Source organism: Shewanella phaeophyticola, from assembly GCF_025398315.1.
Taxonomy (GTDB): Bacteria; Pseudomonadota; Gammaproteobacteria; order Enterobacterales; family Shewanellaceae; genus Shewanella; species Shewanella phaeophyticola.
The window spans coordinates 3,797,397-3,816,298 of record NZ_JAODOQ010000001.1 but is presented as its reverse complement, the minus strand read 5'-3'; the positions used below and the strand labels follow the sequence as shown (position 1 = coordinate 3,816,298).

General features: G+C 42.4%; 12 protein-coding genes and 5 pseudogenes. 9 read left to right on the top strand and 8 right to left on the bottom strand.

The window, feature by feature from the left end; all coding sequences use genetic code 11:
* Positions 1–7: 7 nt before the first annotated feature.
* Positions 8–2,874 (bottom strand): annotated as a pseudogene (uvrA, locus tag N4T56_RS17700) (excinuclease ABC subunit UvrA).
* 244 nt (positions 2,875–3,118) lie between these two features.
* Between uvrA and N4T56_RS17695 the strand changes: the two are divergent.
* Positions 3,119–4,488 (top strand): annotated as a pseudogene (locus tag N4T56_RS17695) (MFS transporter).
* 65 nt (positions 4,489–4,553) lie between these two features.
* Positions 4,554–5,260 (top strand): annotated as a pseudogene (locus N4T56_RS17690) (single-stranded DNA-binding protein).
* Positions 5,261–5,512: 252 nt separating this feature from the next.
* Here the strand turns inward: N4T56_RS17690 and N4T56_RS17685 are convergent.
* Together N4T56_RS17685 and N4T56_RS17680 are read right to left on the bottom strand one after the other, a co-directional pair.
* Positions 5,513–6,325 carry an FAD-binding oxidoreductase gene (locus N4T56_RS17685; protein ID WP_261734159.1) on the bottom strand — a complete coding sequence of 271 codons (813 nt, stop codon included), beginning with the start codon at positions 6,323–6,325 and terminating at the stop codon, positions 5,513–5,515.
* Between the two features lie 18 nt (positions 6,326–6,343).
* Positions 6,344–6,709, bottom strand: coding sequence for a globin domain-containing protein (locus N4T56_RS17680; protein ID WP_261734158.1), 366 nt, complete (start codon positions 6,707–6,709; stop codon positions 6,344–6,346).
* Between the two features lie 159 nt (positions 6,710–6,868).
* Here N4T56_RS17680 and N4T56_RS17675 point away from each other — a divergent pair, with 159 nt between their 5' ends.
* The 3 genes and pseudogenes from N4T56_RS17675 to N4T56_RS22950 all read left to right on the top strand — a co-directional run bounded on the left by N4T56_RS17675 (position 6,869) and on the right by N4T56_RS22950 (position 8,226).
* Positions 6,869–7,258 (top strand): hypothetical protein, encoded by a 390-nt coding sequence (locus N4T56_RS17675; protein WP_261734157.1) that lies wholly within the window; start codon positions 6,869–6,871, stop codon positions 7,256–7,258.
* 25 nt (positions 7,259–7,283) lie between these two features.
* Positions 7,284–7,653: pseudogene (locus N4T56_RS22955) on the top strand (sigma 54-interacting transcriptional regulator); the annotation flags it as partial.
* Positions 7,642–8,226, top strand: a complete 585-nt coding sequence (locus tag N4T56_RS22950) for a hypothetical protein (protein WP_449329057.1) — start codon at positions 7,642–7,644, stop codon at positions 8,224–8,226. The pseudogene N4T56_RS22955 and the gene N4T56_RS22950, both read left to right, overlap by 12 nt.
* Positions 8,227–8,257: 31 nt before the next feature.
* Here N4T56_RS22950 and N4T56_RS17665 read toward each other — a convergent pair whose 3' ends face one another.
* From N4T56_RS17665 to N4T56_RS17655, 3 genes are read right to left on the bottom strand one after another with little or no spacing between them, the layout of a single operon-like run.
* Positions 8,258–9,109, bottom strand: a complete 852-nt coding sequence (locus N4T56_RS17665) for an SDR family oxidoreductase (protein WP_261734156.1) — start codon at positions 9,107–9,109, stop codon at positions 8,258–8,260.
* 37 nt (positions 9,110–9,146) lie between these two features.
* On the bottom strand, positions 9,147–9,449 hold the full coding sequence (locus N4T56_RS17660; RefSeq protein WP_261734155.1) for a DUF3861 domain-containing protein: 303 nt from the start codon (positions 9,447–9,449) through the stop codon (positions 9,147–9,149).
* A gap of 16 nt (positions 9,450–9,465) precedes the next feature.
* Entirely contained in the window at positions 9,466–9,957 is a 492-nt protein-coding gene (locus tag N4T56_RS17655; RefSeq protein ID WP_261734154.1) for a DUF2798 domain-containing protein, read from the bottom strand.
* Between the two features lie 265 nt (positions 9,958–10,222).
* Here N4T56_RS17655 and N4T56_RS17650 point away from each other — a divergent pair, with 265 nt between their 5' ends.
* The gene (locus N4T56_RS17650) at positions 10,223–10,792 is read left to right on the top strand and encodes a DUF7010 family protein (protein WP_261734153.1); all 570 of its coding nucleotides are present in this window, start codon (positions 10,223–10,225) and stop codon (positions 10,790–10,792) included.
* Positions 10,793–10,880: 88 nt separating this feature from the next.
* On the opposite strand, the gene N4T56_RS17645 is transcribed toward N4T56_RS17650, so the two are convergent.
* Positions 10,881–12,671, bottom strand: coding sequence for a flavocytochrome c (locus N4T56_RS17645; protein ID WP_261734152.1), 1,791 nt, complete (start codon positions 12,669–12,671; stop codon positions 10,881–10,883).
* Between the two features lie 454 nt (positions 12,672–13,125).
* On the opposite strand from N4T56_RS17645, the gene N4T56_RS17640 reads away from it, so the two are divergent.
* Both N4T56_RS17640 and N4T56_RS17635 read left to right on the top strand, forming a co-directional pair.
* Complete coding sequence (locus tag N4T56_RS17640; RefSeq protein ID WP_390904082.1) at positions 13,126–15,078, top strand: ATP-binding protein; 1,953 nt, start codon at positions 13,126–13,128, stop codon at positions 15,076–15,078.
* 3 nt (positions 15,079–15,081) lie between these two features.
* Positions 15,082–16,461 (top strand): sigma-54-dependent transcriptional regulator, encoded by a 1,380-nt coding sequence (locus N4T56_RS17635; RefSeq protein WP_261734150.1) that lies wholly within the window; start codon positions 15,082–15,084, stop codon positions 16,459–16,461.
* A 251-nt stretch (positions 16,462–16,712) separates the two neighbouring features.
* On the opposite strand, the gene N4T56_RS17630 is transcribed toward N4T56_RS17635, so the two are convergent.
* Positions 16,713–17,504: a Crp/Fnr family transcriptional regulator gene (locus N4T56_RS17630; RefSeq protein ID WP_261734149.1), complete on the bottom strand. Its 792-nt coding sequence runs from the start codon at positions 17,502–17,504 to the stop codon at positions 16,713–16,715.
* Positions 17,505–17,997: 493 nt separating this feature from the next.
* Here N4T56_RS17630 and N4T56_RS17625 point away from each other — a divergent pair.
* A pseudogene (locus N4T56_RS17625) lies at positions 17,998–18,892 on the top strand (DmsE family decaheme c-type cytochrome).
* Positions 18,893–18,902: the final 10 nt, after the last annotated feature.

Genomic DNA, 18,902 nt, shown 5'->3' with positions numbered 1-18,902 from the left:
CATAAGCCTACTTTTTAGCTTTCGCTTTGGTTTTAGCCCGCTGTTTATGAATCGCCAGCATCGGCTTTAAAAAACGCGCGGTATGTGATTCAGGGTGCTCGGCGACATCTTCAGGACTACCAGTGGCTAAGATCATGCCGCCGCCAGCGCCGCCTTCTGGCCTAAGTCTACAATCCAGTCTGCGGTTTTAATCACATCTAAATTGTGCTCAATCACCACAACAGTATTGCCATGCGACTTTAAGCGATGCAATACATCTAACAATAGTTGAATGTCAGCAAAGTGCAGGCCTGTAGTTGGTTCATCTAAAATGTACAAGGTTTTACCTGTGTCGCGTTTAGAGAGCTCTTTTGCCAGCTTAACCCGCTGCGCTTCACCACCAGACAAGGTGGTTGCACTTTGACCTAGGCGAATATACGACAAACCTACATCGATTAACGTTTGCAGTTTGCGCGCAATCGATGGAATAGCATCAAAATAGCTGCGGGCATCTTCAACGGTCATTTGCAGTACTTCGTGAATGTTTTTACCTTTGTATTTCACTTCTAAGGTTTCGCGGTTATAGCGCTTACCTTTACATGAGTCACAAGGCACATATACATCGGGTAAAAAGTGCATCTCAACTTTAATTAAGCCATCGCCCTGGCAGGCTTCGCAGCGTCCGCCTTTGACGTTAAATGAGAAGCGGCTCACTAGATAGCCACGAGTACGTGACTCTTGCGTGCCGGCAAACAACTCACGTATTGGGGTAAAAATACCCGTGTAAGTTGCTGGGTTTGAACGCGGTGTACGGCCAATAGGGCTTTGGTCGATATCGACAACTTTGTCGCATTGCTCCATGCCTTTAATGCTTTTATAAGGTGCAGGTTCGTCGACCGTAGCGCCATTAAGCATGCGATGGGCAATTTTAAAGAAGGTGTCGTTAATGAGGGTCGATTTACCTGAGCCTGATACACCAGTAATACAAGTGAACAGCCCAATCGGAATGGTTAGGTCGACATCTTGCAAGTTGTTACCTGAGGCGCCAAATAGCTCAATGACCTTTTTAGGGTCAATAGGTGTACGCTCATCACTGATGTGAATTTGCTTTTTGCCGGAAATATACTGGCCAGTGACCGACTCTTCACAGTTAAGGATATCGTCTAATGTGCCGTCGCAAATCACTTCGCCGCCATGTACACCGGCACCAAGGCCAATGTCGATAACATGATCGGCAAGGCGAATGGCGTCTTCGTCGTGCTCAACCACAATCACGGTATTGCCTAAATCACGTAGGTGAATAAGGGTTTGTAATAAACGTTCGTTGTCGCGTTGATGCAAACCAATTGAAGGTTCATCTAATACGTACATTACGCCTACCAGACCTGCGCCAATTTGGCTGGCTAAACGGATACGCTGTGCTTCGCCGCCCGATAAGGTTTCGGCCGAGCGCGATAAGCTTAAATAATTCAAGCCAACGTTGACCAAAAAGCCTAAGCGTTCGCCGATTTCTTTTAAGATTTTTTCAGCAATTTGTGCCCGTTGGCCTTCAAAGGCGACTGTATCAAAGTACGCTTTGGCTTCGCCAATGGACCAGGTGGTTAATTGCGGCAAGTTAAGCTCGCCAATAAACACGTTGCGGGCTTCTTCACGTAGGCGTGAGCCACCACAGCTATTACATGGCTGCATATTAATAAATTTAGACAACTCATCGCGTACCGAATTACTTTCGGTTTCGCGGTAGCGGCGATTCATGTTATTTAAAATACCTTCAAACGGATGGTTGCGTACCACCACGTCACCACGGTCGTTAATGTACTTAAAGGCAATGTTTTGTTTGCCTGAACCATACAGGACAATCTTTTTCACTTTATCACTGAGCTCGGAAAACGGCTTTTCAACATCAAATTTGTAATGTTCTGCCAATGAGCTGAGCATTTGGAAATAGTAAAAGTTACGTCTGTCCCAGCCTCTTACCGCGCCACCGGCTAATGATAATTCGTCGTTGGTGATCACGCGGTCTGGGTCAAAAAACTGTTGTACACCTAAACCATCACAGGTTTGGCAAGCCCCCGCCGGATTGTTAAACGAGAAAATGCGCGGTTCAAGTTCGGCCATTGAATAACCACAATGCGGACAAGCAAAGTTAGCCGAAAACACTAATTCTTCGGTTGTTGAGTCGTCCATGCTCGCAATTTTTGCGATACCCCCTGACAACTCTAATGCCGTTTCAAATGATTCAGCTAAACGTTGTTTTATGTCTTCACGTACTTTAAAGCGGTCAACAACCACTTCAATAGTATGTTTTATGTGTAAATCTAACGTCGGTGGGTCGGTTAAGTCGCACACTTCGCCGTCAATGCGGGCGCGGATGTAACCCTGAGCCGACAAACTTTCAAGCAGTTTAACGTGCTCACCTTTACGGTCGTTTACCACTGGCGCGAGTAGCATTTGCCGGCTGTCTTGTGGCATCGCCAGCACTTTATCGACCATCTGGCTGACCGTTTGTGCCGACAAAGGTAAGTTATGGGTTGGACAGCGTGGCTCACCCACACGGGCAAATAACAGGCGTAAATAATCGTAGATTTCGGTAATGGTACCCACGGTTGAACGTGGATTATGCGAAGTCGATTTTTGCTCAATTGAAATGGCTGGGCTTAAGCCTTCGATATGATCGACATCGGGTTTTTCCATCATACTTAAAAATTGGCGCGCATAAGCCGACAAGGATTCGACATAACGACGCTGACCTTCTGCATACAAGGTATCGAAGGCTAAAGATGATTTTCCGGAACCAGATAATCCTGTAATAACAATAAGTTTGTCACGTGGAATTGTTAGATTGATATTTTTCAGATTGTGGGTGCGGGCACCGCGTATTTCAATTTTATCCATCTATCTCGCTCTATGACTGGTGTAAACAAAACGATGATCAGTATCGCATAGATATCGAAGTACTTCAGATCAATTTTGTTATCAATAATGTTTTGTATACGCCCGTCATAACCAATAAGTTTAGTAAAAGGTAATTTAAATGAAGCATAGGTCGCAAACTACGATTTCCTTTTGAGCTAATTTATTACGCTGTGATAATATGCGCAGCTAATCGTTTTACGAATCATTTTCAAAGGGCAATTGCATGGCCGGTAATGGACTGTCAGGTATAGAAAAAAAAGTCGCTTTTTCGTTAGCCAGTGTGTTTGGTTTACGAATGATGGGGCTGTTTATGATCATGCCTGTCTTCGCGTTGTATGGTCAGCACCTTGAAGGCTTTTCACCGTTATGGGTGGGTATTGCTATTGGTGCTTACGGACTGACTCAAGCAGTACTGCAAATTCCAATGGGGATTTTGTCAGACAAGTATGGTCGCAAGCCGATTATTTTGGCGGGCTTAGTATTATTTGCTATAGGCAGTTTAATTGCTGCTTCATCTGATCATATTTATGGCGTGGTATTGGTAGCCGTGCCGTACAAGGTATGGGCGCCATTGCCGCTGCTGTATTAGCATTAGCTGCCGACTTAACTCGCGATGAACAACGCACTAAAGTGATGGCCGTAATAGGCATGTGTATTGGCTTTTCGTTTGCGCTGTCGCTTCTTGTTGTGCCGGTTGTGGCGCAATACCTGGGGTTAACTGGGCTGTTTTTATTGACTGCAGTACTGGCGGTATTGGGCATGTTAATAGTGCAGTTTTTTGTACCGAACCCAATTAGCCAAGCGCCAAAAGGTGACACCGTTGCTACCCCAACTAAATTAAAGCGCATGTTGTTAGACCCGCAGCTATTTCGTTTAGATGCAGGTATTTTCATTCTGCATTTAGTGTTAACAGCGGTGTTTGTGGCTTTACCGCTAGATTTGGTGGATGCCGGTTTAGTCAAAGAAAAGCACTGGATGTTGTACTTCCCTGCGTTTGTAGGCGCATTCTTTTTAATGGTGCCACTCATCATTATCGGGGTTAAGCGTAATAACACCAAAACCATGTTCCAATTGTCGCTGGTGATTATGATGTTGTCATTAGCAACCATGGGCATTTTTGCTGACAATATTTGGATGTTAAGTGCTGCTGTTGTGTTGTTCTTTACCGGCTTTAATTACCTCGAAGCATCGCTACCAAGCTTAATTGCTAAATTTTGCCCAGTGGGCGACAAAGGCTCTGCGATGGGGGTGTATTCAACCAGCCAATTTTTAGGAGCATTTTGTGGCGGCATGCTCGGCGGTGGCGCTTATCAATTAGTGGGTGCCTCAGGAGTATTTTTTGTCGCACTTGCATTGATGTTTGTGTGGTTATTACTGACCTTTGGCATGCAAAAACCTGTGCTGTTAAAAAGCTATACCCTTGAAGCCAATATAAAAGATAAAAATGATGCCCAGGTAATGGCGACTGAGTTGTCGCAATTGGCCGGAGTGGTTGAAGCCATTGTGGTGCTTGAAGAGAAAGCCGCTTATTTAAAGGCCGATGATAAATTCAATTTAAGCGAAGCCCGAGCTGTGTTAGGCTCTGTACAATAGATCGTGTAGATCATTTCGTTTAGAATTCAGATAAAGTAAACAGATAAAAATCTCAGGAGATTTCGATGGCGAGTCGTGGTGTGAATAAAGTGATTTTGGTCGGTAACTTAGGTAAAGATCCTGAGGTTCGTTACATGCCAAATGGCAATGCCGTAGCCAACTTTACAATAGCGACAAGTGAGTCGTGGAAAGACCAGCAAGGTCAAGTGCAAGAGCGCACAGAATGGCACAACATTGTAATGTACCGTCGTCTTGCTGAAATTGCAGGTGAGTACTTAAAGAAAGGCTCTAAAGTTTACCTTGAAGGTAAATTGCAAACCAGCAAGTGGCAGGACCAAACTACAGGTCAAGACCGTTACAAAACCGAAATTAATGCGATGGAAATGCAAATGCTAGACAGTCGCAACTCGGGTGATAACGCGGGTGGTCAATATAACCAAAACGCTTATAACTCAAACCAAGGTCAGCCAGCTCGCCAAGCACCAGCTGCAGCGCCTCAGCAACGTGCGCCTCAGTACAATAACCAGGCAGCACCTGCTGGCAATACCAATACTTACCATGATGCCAGCCTAATGCGAGCCAACAAGGTGGTTATCAACAACCTGCATCAGCACCAGCACAGCAAGCTCCTGCTTATGCGCCTAAGCCTGCCGCGGCTCCACAAGGTAACTTCCAACCGCAAAATGCACCGGCTCAACGCCCAGCGCCACAGCCTGCACAAAACTTCACTCCAGATTTGGATGAAGGTTGGGATGATGATATTCCGTTCTAATTTACAGCTTAACGCAACGAATTAACAAAAAGCCCTGGCATTATTGTCAGGGCTTTTTTTGATCTAACAATATTCAAGTTCAAAAAATTCAAAATCTTTTATTGTTAAGCGGTTATACCAATCAGCACAAGAATGTGATCATTCTTACTGGTTAAAATCGCTTATAATTTTGTTAGAAATTTTGAAGGTAAAATAACTCGCTTGCTGCAATTTCTGCCTTATTCTAAGCGATTTTCCCTACGCAATCTCTGATCACTTATTTATCCTGATTGGCATTAATGATTCTGCTGGGCCGAAGAACTCATAATGGATCTGGTTGTTTGGGATGCCTAGGCTGGTGGCGATAGTTAATGCGGATTTCATAAAGCCAATAGGACTGAGGACATATAACTCTACATCGCGATCTGCTGGCAATTGCGCTTCGATGAATGAAGCATCAATAAAGCCTGTTGCATGAGGTTGGCAATGCGTTTGTGGCTGGCTGTAAATGTATAGTGGTTTGATATTGTTGTTGCCTGCGGCAAGAGTATCTACATGCTGTTTAAAGGCATGTACGTCGCTGTTAATTGCGGCATGAATAAAGCGAATGTCACGGCCAGACCCTGCAGCGGTATTGAGCATGCTGATGGCTGGAGTAATGCCTACACCTGCGGTTAATAAAACTAGCGGTTTAGTATTGCTACGTAGGGTAAAATCACCACTAGGAGCACGAAGCTTAACTTTGTCACCGAGCTGAATATTATTGTATAAATGGTTTGATACCACACCATTTGGCTCTCGTTTAACACTGATTCTTAGGTAATCTTTGCCTGCGGCATCTGACAAGCTGTAGTTACGACGCACTGCTACGCCATCGATATCGTCAAACACGATGGTTAAAAATTGTCCCGCGTCAAAATCGGGTAAGCCTTGGTTATCAAAAGGCTGAAAGTAAAATGAGGTGATAACCGAGCTTTCATCTTCACGCTTAACTAGAATGAATTCACGCTCGCCGCGCCAGCCACCCTCTTTTTGCTCATTTGCTGTGTAAACCGACTCTTCTGCGGCAATTAAAATATTAGCCAATTGACCATAAGCTTTGACTCAGGCATCAATCACTTCATCTGTTGCAGCGTCGCCTAATACGGCTTTAATGGCCTGCAATAAACAGCTACCGACCGCGTCGTATTGCTCAGGAAAAATGCCTAATGCAGTGTGTTTTTGAACAATTTTACTTACGGCGTCACTTAAATTACCTAGCTCATCAATATTGGCGCCATAGGCAATCACTGCGTTCGCCAACGCTTTAGGTTGAGTGCCTTTACCTTGGTTAGTTTGATTAAAATAAGGTAACACTTCAGGGTGCTGGGCAAACAATAAAGGGTAAAAATGACTAGTAATGTCATTAGCATGAATTTGTAATGCCGGTACGGTGGCTTTAATCATTTGAACAGTTGCAGTGTCTAACATTAATGAGTCCTTTTAGGTATAAAATTGCGATAAACTTCAATTGTTTATCTGCGATACTGTTTGTATTACACATTACATGCCAATATTTATCTGGTTGATTTATAACAAATAATACTGGTAAAGGCTAAATTGACCCAAACTGGGTTAATTTGACTTGCCATGAATATTTCACCTTTCATTGATATTGTAGAAGACTTAAATCGCGATCTGGCTAAATCGGAGCGTTATTTACGACTTATTCAAGCGATTCAACGTGCAATTCCTTGTGACGCAGTGGTGTTATTAAAGCTCAAACACGATTATTTGATGCCTGTTGCGGTGGTGGGGCTCACCCTAGATGCGATGCAAGCAGGCAGCTTTGATGCCCTCAATCCTACCGAAACCCGAGCATATATTGCAGGGGTAGCTGCAGCGATTAAAACCCGTGAGCACATTGAAGCACTAGAGGCCAAAATTGAACAAAGCCACCAGGTAGCTCAAGCGACCTTATGGATCTCTCAAGCATTATTGGTAAAAGTGCAGCTATTAACCATTACAGGCCGAAATTGATACGGTTGCTAATAGTGATTTGTCGGTGTTGATTACCGGTGAAACCGGCGTAGGCAAAGAGTATTCATCAACAATCACGGCGTAATCTACAACCCCTGGTACAAATCAATTGCGCAGCATTACCTGAAAGTATTGTAGAGAGCGAGCTGTTTGGTCATGTTAAAGGGGCATTTTCTGGTGCGGTGAGTGATCGCCGTGGCCGTTTTGAATTAGCCGATGGCGGCACGTTATTTTTAGATGAAGTGGGCGAGTTGCCATTAGCGGAACAAGCTAAACTATTGCGTGCACTGCAAAATGGTGAAATTCAACGCGTTGGTAGCGATAAGATTATTGTGGTTGATGTGAGAATTATTGCCGCGACAAATCGCCATTTACAGCAAGAAGTGAAAGAAGGGCGTTTTAGGGCGGATTTGTATCACCGCTTGAGTGTTTATCCTTTACCTGTGCCGCCATTACGCGAGCGCGGTAAAGACGTTATTTTACTGGCAGGATATTTTTTCGAAAAAAGTCAGCATCAATTGGGCGTCGCCAAACTGAGGTTACAGCAAACGGCGATTGAACAACTTATGCAATATGACTGGCCGGGCAATGTGCGCGAATTAGAACACTTATTGAGTCGCGCTGCGTTACGGGCAATAAGCGAACAAGGCCGTCTTGCCAGTATTATTAGTATTGGCTGTGTTCATCTTGGGATTGAGTTTGCTGTTAATCAGCCAGAAGTGGCTGCAGAGTTGGCTCCTGTAACTCAAGTTGATAGCCCGGCAGAGATTGAGCTAGCACAAGTTTGTCGCTATGGCTTACGCGACTCTACCGATCAATATCAACGTCATGTTATTTGTGCAGTTTTAGCGAAAAAACGCGGCAATTTGGCCGCTGTCGTACGAACGCTAAAACTTGACCGAAGTAACCTTATTCGCACCATGCGCCGCCTGGATATCGATCCAAACGGCGGTGTATTAGTCAATTAACTATTGGGAGGCGGATTTTGAGCCACCACGATTAATGCTTTGACTTTAATTGACTAAAGTAATCATTCCAACTGATATGTTCCCGACCTGCTGCTTGAGTGAAGTGACTTGGGTTATCGGCTTTACCTTGTGATATACCTTGGTATATTCCTGCGACTACAGTGCCTATAAACTCGCCGAGATCGGTAATGCTGCGCTGTTTAAATTGCTCAAATGTGATTGGTTGATAAGTAAGCTGAGTATCAAAAGCAAGATTTAAATAATCTGCCAATTGATATTGAGTGATTGGCTCACTGCTTAAGTTATACGTTTTGTCGTTATGGTGGTTTTCGGTCAGCATTTTGGCATAGGCAAAACCCAGCTCATCTCGAGTGGTATAGCCACACTTACCTTCTGCGGCACAGTTAAAAATGCCGCCTACTTGTTGATAGGTGTCGATGTATTCAACATCGGGCTCAATGTAAATACCGTTTCGACCAATGACCCACTCTAATGTGCTTTCGCGCACATCTTTTTCTGTTTGTCGATTACTTTGGATCACAGGAGAAAATGCGGTGCCTGCTTCAGCGCCTTGAACACTGGTGTACACAATTTTTTGTACTCCAGCTTGTTTAGCCGCTTCGATGACATTGCGATGTTGTTGAATGCGTTTGTCTGGTGAGTCCATGCCTGACACCAGTAACAGCACATCAACAGAGTGTAACGACTGCAGCAGTTGGGCTGGGTCGTTATAGTCACCGAGCCTGACCTCAACGCCTAAATGCTGGGCTTTTTCTGGAGTGCGCGCCAGAGCAATAATATGATGCTCTGGCGAGTGAGCAAGTAGTGCTTTAACAATGGCGCTACCTAGTTTTCCGCTGGCTGCGGTGATGGCAATGTTCATGATATTGGCCTTATTAATGATATGTCGGTGTTGCTATCTACTTATTAGTTACCGCGTTTTTAACTGTGGTTTTTAAGTTTTGCATAAAGGTTTTAAAGTGCGGCATAAAATCGATAAACAGCGGGTGTTTACGGTTATGCATCATCAATGGGCCTAATAAACGTAAACCAACACTTAATTTAGTGGCTTCTGCGGCTGGCAGTCCACTGCCTATTTTAAGGTTTTCAACGAGTTTAAATAAATCTTCTCGGTCTTGAAATTCAAACTGTAACTGCAGAATACTTTGTTGATTATCATCAAGATGTTCAACAGTAATACGATATTGATTGTCTTTGCTCATGGGGAAATGCCTCAGATTAACTTTTTAAAAATCGTTCAATTTTAGGTTTGATTGTTAATGAGGTAATGATCATTAACGTTAAGCCTAATGGCAGTGCGGCAAGCAGTGCCTCTAGCCAGTGGTTAAACAATGCAGCATGGCTGCTAAAACCAATATTATTAATGGCTGTAGACAATGCCATTGCCGATTCCATGGTGATAGCCATCAACACGCCAACGACGATGTTACGCTTTTTCTCGCTGGTATTAGGTAGGCATCTTTGAGCAACATAAGTGAATAAAGCCATGAAGATAAACCCAGCAGGCATAACCGTGACCGCGGCAAGCAGAAATGACATTAGCCAGTCATTAAAGAAGGTGTCGCTATAACCTAAGTTGATGTATGTCATTAAGCCAATGAGTGAACCACCCATAATGGTCATCATCGCAAGTACCACCAGAATTTTATGGATGACAGGGGTTTTCTTTGGGTCAATGTTGGCTAATGGCAGAACCTGTTGTGAATGCATTTTGTTTCTCAAATGATTAAAATGGAGACGATATCTGTTGATAAAGTCAACCATATCCATCAAGGTTGATTATGTCAACTAGTTTTTTAGTGTGTAAACTCTGTACACGAGGCTCGTACATTAGGTTCTGTGAGATCGGTGAGTCACCCTACTTGATATGAAACACTTAAGGTGACATTTGTCATCTTTGATTGCTGACAAAGTGCACTACTGCATAATGAGTGTTTTGCTGATAATCAATTCATACCAACAAGGAGGCTTTATCATGCAATATAAATCATTGGATCAGCAGTTAATTGAATACCGTCAACAACGTGCATTGGCGATGCCATTATCTGGCATGATTGTTTGGAGTATTTTATTTGCTTTAAGCTTTACTCTATCCGACTCACAAATGGTCATGGCTATATTTATTGGTACGGGCTCAATTGTGTATTTGGCCATGGGGGTCTCTAAGCTAACGGGGGAAGGCTTTGGTTTTAAGAAAGCGGCTAATCGTAATTGGTTCGACAATGTGTTTCTAGCTGCAGTTGGGATGAGTTTTTTAACCTTTGGCATTAGCATTCCATTTTTTATGGAAAATTATCTTGCGCTTCCTTTTGTGTTAGCGATTCAAACAGGGTTAATGTGGCTAGTGCATGGCGTGATCGCCGCGCAAAAAATTGCCATTGTACATGCTATTGTCCGCACCATTGCCTGTGTTATTGCCTTTCAACTATGGCCTGAACTTAGCTTTCAAATCCAACCATTAATTGTGGTGTTGTGCTACGGGTTTACCATCCCGGTGATGGAGTCTCATTGGCGTCAGCAACAAAAAATGGAGTTGAGTGTTTAACTCTACTGAGTATTATTGAATAAAAAAAGCCACAGCACTGGGCTGTGGCTCAACTGATACTAGCAAATCAGTTTTAAAATCGAATCACTTAGTTCTTTTTAGAATATTTTGCAGCTTCTTCACCTGCTAAACGACCAAAGGTGATGATGTCTGAAATCGCATTACCACCTAAGCGGTTAGCACCATGAACACCACCAGTAACTTCACCAGCGCCATATAAACCAGGGATAACCTGTTTCTTAGCATTCACTACTTCGGCTTTAGTGTCGATCATCACGCCACCCATAGTGTGGTGAACACCAGGAGTCACTTCGATTGCGTAGTAGTTACCTTCGTTTAGTGCGCGAGGTAGGTTAGGACGCTCAAAATCAGAGTCTTTACCGCTAGTGACTAAGCTGTTGTAACGGGCAACGGTTTCAGTTAATGCTTTACCGTCAATACCTTCCATTTCACCTAGTTTCACTAAGCTGTCAGCTGATGGTGCAACACCTAAACCAATATACTTATCGATTTTAGACAGTGATTTACGGACTGAATCATCGAAGATTAAGAATGCTGATTTACCGGTTTGTCCTAAGATGGCCGCAGAGGCTTTATCACGAGTGGTGATTTCGTTTACAAAACGCTTACCTTCACGGTTAACCAAAATGGCACCATTACCGCGTACCGCTTCAGTGACCATTACACCACCTTTAACAGATAACGTTGGGTGTGCTTGAATATATTGCATGTCTTTCAACGCGCCGCCGGCATTTTCCGCTACATCTAAGCCGTCACCTACTGCACCTGGTTGGTTAGTAGAGATAAAGCCTTTTAGTTTAGGATCAAGCGAAGCCACGCGGTCATTATTTTTAGCGAAACCACCCGTTGCTAATACAACAGCATCGGCTTTCACCCAGTAATAACCTTTGTACATACCTTTAACCAAGATACCTTTGACTTTACCGTCATCAGTTTTAAGCACTTCGATACCACGAGTGTTCATGCGTAAGTCGATATTGCGTTTAACGGCATTATCATAAAGCACTTGCACAACGTGAGCACCAACACCTGCACCACCCGTTGGACGATGTGAACGGTTAACTGATGCGCCGCCCATACGGCCAACGTCATTTAAATCTGCGCCCATTTGGGTCATCCAATCAACTGAGCCTTTTGAGTGAGATGTTAAAATTTCAACCAATGCAGGGTCGTTTAAGTCACGGCCACCTTTCATGGTGTCTTTGTACATTAACTCTGGACTATCTTTAATGTCTTTGGCTTTTTGTTGATCGATCCAAGCTGCATTCATACCGCCTGCTGCTAACTTAGCATTACCACCAATAACGGGTTCTTTTTCAATTAAAATGACTTTAGCGCCATTGTCATGGGCTGATACTGCCGCAGAGAAACCCGCTCCGCCAGAGCCGACAATCACCACATCAACGGTGTCGCGTGGGGCACTTGCTAGTGCTGCTTGGCGCTCTGATTTGTCTTTAGCTAACTCAGCAATCGTTGGCTCGTCACGTTGCCATTTTTTAGCATATGGCATATCAAAATCAAAGCTGTGGCATGAGTCGCAGTAAACCATCGATTTTTCATGAGCGCTGTGACATGAAGTACAAGCCACTTCACCTGGGAAGTGAGATGCATGAGCATTGTAATGTTCGTGCTTAGTGGTTTCTGCTACTTCTTCTAAGGTGCCGTGGCACGATACGCATTGCGCATTTTCAAAGGTTAAACTGTCATTTGAAAGCTCACCGTCTGGAGTGTGGCAACTATCACATTCTTGGTTTTGCGTATGGAAGTCGGCTAAGTTGTCGGCGGCTACGGCATTACCCATTAGGCCTGCGCTACCCATTAGCGTGGCAAGGCAGACTGCAAGTTTCATCTTTTTCATTTGTATCCCCTCTCTATTTTTAAATGGCGTTAAGCCTATTAACTATAGAAGTTTTATTTTTGTTTTCTATGGCACAATTGATCACGCCACTTTAAAAATGCAGTTCATTTATGGTTTAAGTGACCTGCGATTTATATTGCTAACACTAAGCTTACTCACACTGCCAATACTCACAATAAAATCGCTAAGATTGAGCCTAGAAATGCCTGTTCAATCACAAGCGTTTAAATGAACTATGCAAACACGCATAGCTATAAAGGGGTATATGCATTTTTGCATAGCGGATAGCGATCAGGGTCACATTGAATGTAATGTTACTGAGTTCAGGTCAGCTTCTTGTTGATTTACCTACTTTAATTAATCTCACTTTGATTACATAATGATTTACTCATATGCGGAATGCTGCACAGTTTCGAATAGATTAAATCGGTAACATTAGCGCATGAGATTGATATTGTTTTTCATTATATTCTTTACCTTGCCAGTGCTGGCGCAAGACAGCATTGTATTTGGTGTGCACTCAAATACGGCCACTTTAGAGTGGCGCAATAACGGGGTTGATCAGGGCTTTAATGTTGAGCTATTGAACAGAATCGGCCAGCTAACCAATACGCGAATTATTGTTCGGCGCAAGAGTTTTCAGCAACTGTTAAATGATGTTCATAACCCAAACAGCGACATTGATGTGATTGCCGTGGTGAGTCCGGTCAATATGGATCGTCAGTTAGCGCAATCTGACCCTATTTATGCTACCCATGCCAAAGCTTATACCTTGCAAGGAAAGGCGCTTATTAATAATTGGGCTGACTTAGTGGATAAGCGTGTCGCCATTAAAAATGGCGCGTTTGTTGATGTGTATTTATCTGACAAACTGCAAAAATTTGATCGGGTTGATGTTGATCTGTATGAAACAGGTTTTCAATTACTGATAACAAACCAAGTTGATGTCGTGATTGCAGAAAGCTTTGTTGCGCGGCGCTTATTGCCAATGTACCCGTCGGTACGTAGCTCAAGTGATGCATTAATTTATGGTGCATTTAATTTTGTTGCCAATAGTAGTAAATCCGAGCAAATGTACCAAATTAATGAGGCGCTGAGACAACTTAAGTTATCGGGCGAATACGACCAATTAGTTAATAAATGGTTTGGTACCGGACGCGAAAAAGTGGATTTAACATTTAGCGAAAAGCGAATGTTTGCGCTGGCGATTATCGTGGCAATCATTTCAGGTGCCGGCCTTATTTACACTGGGTTTATTAGCGCGAGTTTACGTCGTAAAACCCACACACTAGATGCCGAATTGATCCAACGTAAGCGGATTGAAGCGGAAATCTCTGAACTGTCACAGCAGTTTCAATCTGTGCTCGATGGCATCCCTAATGGCGTGACCATCGTCAGTAAAGACTTGCAACACTTATGGAGTAACGATAACAATATATATTTGTTAGATTCAGACGCATTTTACTACATAGACAACGATATATTTGTACTTAAAACGGCCGTGCTAAATGTGTTATCCAGTCAAAAGTCATTTATTGCAGACATGCGTTACCAGCAACAATTTTGGCAGTTACAAATTTACCCCATCGCTCAAGAACAAGTGGTTATTTTGCTTGAAGAGACAACCGAGCAACACAGGTTACGTCAAGCAAACGAAGAGGCCAGTCGCCTTGCTTCACTGGGTGAATTATCTGCGGGGATTGCCCATGAAATTAATAACCCGACTGGGCTTATCGTCCATGCCGTGTCGTTATTTAGTGCGGCGATGAAAGACATATCACCCGCGGCGACATATTACCAAAAGCAAAATCCTTTTTGGCTTGTTGCAGGATTACAGCCCGACATTGCCATCAAAGAACTGCAGCACAGTTGTGGCTCTATTGAAGACGCGGCTAAACGTATCAGCCGAATTGTTAATGATTTAAAGCGCTATGCTATGCCACATATTGCCGATGCATATACGCAAGTGTGTCTTAATGATGTGGTGCAAGTAACGTTGCGTTTGACGGCAAATCAAACCAAATTTCATCAGGTTATTACTCAGCTGACAGAGCAACAGCCCTGTATTAATGGCGATGCTCAGCAGTTACAGCAAGTGCTAATTAACCTTATTCAAAATGCGTGTAATGCCTGCACTGAACAGCAAGGTGTTATTGAAATTGAAACCCGTATTCAAGACACAACTGCCATACTCAGCATTACAGATAATGGCTGCGGCATGAATAGTGCGACCTTAAAAAGGATTACAGAGCCCTTTTTTACCACAAGACGTCATGAAGGTGGCAGTGGGTTAGGGTTGTCTGTTTGCAGTAAAATTATTAAAGAACATCAAGGTGAAATGCAAATGATGTCGAGTGTGGGTAAAGGTACCCGCATTCGCTTAACGTTTGCCTTAGCAAAAGAGTAAGCAATGAAACTAGCCCGAAATATTTTGTTAGTCGACGATGAAGCTGCCTGGTTACGCACTTTAGCAATAACCCTTAACAGGTTGGTGCCAGAGGCTGAAATTGACACTTGTATTGATAGCCGCCAAGTGCAAAATCGATTACAAGTGGGCGACTACGCCCTCGTGTTGGTTGATTTAACGATGCCATTTCATTCCGGCGAAGACATTTTAGCCATGGTTCGCAGTGATTTTCCCAATACTCGGGTCATTATTGTCACCGGCGTGAATGAAGTCGACACCGCGGTACGTTGCATTAAAAATGGCGCCTACGACTACTTTATTAAAACCGATGATGTTGACGACCTTGCGCGTACAGTTCGCCGTGCACTTGAGGTCGTTGGGCTTGAGCGTAACTATTTATATATTAAAGAGAAGTTTTTAAGCCGCACCCTAGAAAACCCGCAAGCATTTAATAATATTTTGACCTGTGAGCCGATATTATTAGATCAATTTCGCTACCTTGAAGCCGTGTCTGCCAGCCCTGAACCACTGTTAATTTATGGTGCTAGCGGAACAGGTAAAAGTGAGTTTGCCAAATCATGTCATGCACTCTATAGCCCAAATGAACCGCTATTGAGTATTAATCTTGCTGGGATTAGCAGTGAATACTTTGAACAAAAAATGTGTGGCAAGCTTTATCATCATAATAATGGCGAGCTAGAAGCTGTTGCAGGGTTACTGCATCAAGTCGGCAGTGGCGTGCTTTATCTTAATGAAATTGGTGCGTTACCGCTCGATGCTCAGATTAAGCTGCTTACCTTATTAGAAACCAAACAATACTATCCTTTAGGCAGCGATACCGCTTACCCAGTAAAATGTAAATTTGTGGTATCCACTCAGGATGATTTACTTAAACTTCACCAAGCGGGTAAGTTTAGAAGTGATCTCTTATATCGTCTGCGCGTCCATAAAATTAAATTACCGCCATTAGTTGAACGGCGCTTAGATATCTCAATGTTGATTAATCATTTCATTGCCTTAGCTGCAACAGAAATGAATTTACCCGCCCCCATTCAACCTGCAGATTTAGCCACGCAGTTGGCCAATTATGACTTTCCTGGCAATCTACACGAACTCAAAGGCATGGTGTTTGATGCAGTAAGCAGAAGTGATGGTATTGCCCTCAATACCAGCCCTTTTATGGAAGCGATTAATGAACATAAATCAATGAATGATACTCCACTTAATACGATAATTTTCCCCAAGCAACTGCCGACAATTGCCCAAATGAACCAGGCATTAGTCGATGAGGCCATGAGTCGCACCGCAAACAACCAAACCGCGGCAGCGCAAATATTGGGGATCAGCCAAAGCGCCCTGAGCCGACGTTTAAAAGGGCATTAAGTTTAGATATGTTTTAACATTAATTATTTAAAAATAATTAACTCATCAGAATTATATAGATATTAATATTGTGTATTTATACAATGTGAGTAAATTGCAATTATAGAATTTTTATTGATGTATTTCCCACTAAGGGAATTTGTATAAATATTTATATTGCAAATATTCTTATAAAGAAAAAACTTATGAAAGGTAGTCAGTTTTCAGTAAAGAGTTATAATTTTTATTTATTATCTCTTTAGATTAAACTGTCAATTGTTAATTTCAATCATGTTTTTTACCTTAAATTTCAACATGTTGTTAGATTTGCAGCCTTGAGCATCCTCTCTGCCTAAAGGGCATGGGGATAATTCGTTAAATAGAGCTGTGTTTACGCAGAGGAGTCCATTTTCTTTTGTGACCAAGCCTTGTTTTTTTAAGCTTCCCATCATTAAATCTAATTTGATGACACTAATGTGAAGAATATCCGCTATTTCTTCTCGAGTAAGCTTGATGTTAATTGTCAGCCAAAGTGATGAAAATTCAGTGTTATAAACGACAAGCATATCAAATAAAAACTTTATCAACTTATCTTCTGGAGATGATGTCAGCAAAAAAATAGCCAGTGCCGTTTGCCTTTCTGTAAAATAATTGGCATCAAACATAAATTGAGTAAATAGTTCGATATCATCTTTTATAAGGTTTTTTATCAATGATTTATCTACAATTATGAGTTCGCTATCTCTTGCCACTTTTATACTCTTACAACATGTACAGTTATTTTCTAATAACAAATGATAATCAGTCAATCTATTAGGCGTTATCACATTAACGAATTTAGGTTTGGTGTAATTGTTTGTTCTCTTTATATAGAACAAAAGTCCTGATTTTAAATATATGAAATTGTTAAGTAAGATACTTTTGGGGATTAACTCCCCCTTTTTTAAGGAGATACTGTGACCGTGATCTTTAATAAAGCTCATAATCTCAGGTTTCACTATATCGGGAAGAAATATTGTTGATTTACTCTTCATGTCAGAGTTTAAAGACATAACTAATGCCATATGAATTCGCCTTGATAGCTTTTTGTAAATAACTGAACAGTCATTCACTTTAGAAACCTTATTTAACTTTAACAAGTCTCATTGCATTACGCTTTGTTTATGTGTGGTGACGATCACGCTTTTATTGTATCTGTGATTTTTGTCACTAACCTTTGTTGTGATTCTCTTAGTTTATATATTTGTTAAGTTAATCACATGTTATTTGTCATTGTTTATATGCGTATGTAAGTTTTTGTAAAGAAGTTTTGTTTTAATTATTTCTAGATTGAGGGAAGGGTAATTAGGTATGCGTAATTAACACCCTCATTAATTAAATCTAATATTCATATGTATAAAATTTCGATTAGTTTTTATCAATAATGCATGCATTAATATTAATTAAGCTATTCCTTACAGGTAATGACATGAACGCTAATTACATCGTTTTAAGGAGATATTTAAAATGAGATCTCTGTATCAATTATTCATATTATTTGGATGTGTGTTATTCGTAATGCAAAGTGCTCATGCATTACCATGGGACGATTTAACTGCAGAGCAACTAGAAACAACACTCATTGAAAAATTTGCAGAGGGTAACTATTCACCTAAAGGTGCTGATAGCTGCTTAATGTGTCATAAAAAAAATGACAAAGTAATGGACATTTTTAAAGGTGTTCATGGCAATGTCACCAACTCAGCATCTCCTATGGCAGGCCTACAATGCGAAGCATGTCATGAATCATTAGGTAATCACAACCGCGGTGGTAAAGAGCCAATGATCCAGTTTGGCCAAAACAGCAAACTGTCTACGCAAACTCAAAATACAGTCTGCCAGGGGTGTCACAATGATGCCAAGCAAATGGCGTGGCATAACAGCACTCACAACCTTGAAGACATTGCCTGCGCCGATTGTCATGTTGTCCATGCCGCAACCGACCCTGCACTTGAAAAACTCACCGTCAACGACACCTGCACCAACTGTCATACACGTGAAAAAGCAGACATGAACAAACGCTCTAGTCACCCAATGAAATGGGATCAAAATGACCTGTATCGATTGTCATTCACCACATGGGTCAATGACCGAAAGCGCGTTAAACAAACCTTCTATTAATGACACATGTTACAGCTGCCATGCCGAAAAACGTGGTCCCGTTCTGTGGGAACATGCGCCAGTCACCGAAAACTGCGTTACCTGCCATAACCCGCACGGTAGCGTAAACGAAAGCATGCTCACCCATCGTGCACCTCAACTGTGTCAGCAATGTCATGCCGATGACGGCCATGCCAGTCGTGTAGTGCAGCAACCAGGCGTGGACGCCTTTGGTGGCGGTAAAAGTTGTTTAAATTGCCACAGCCAAATTCATGGTTCTAACCACCCTGCTGGCAGCACATTGCAGCGTTAATGAGGAGTCA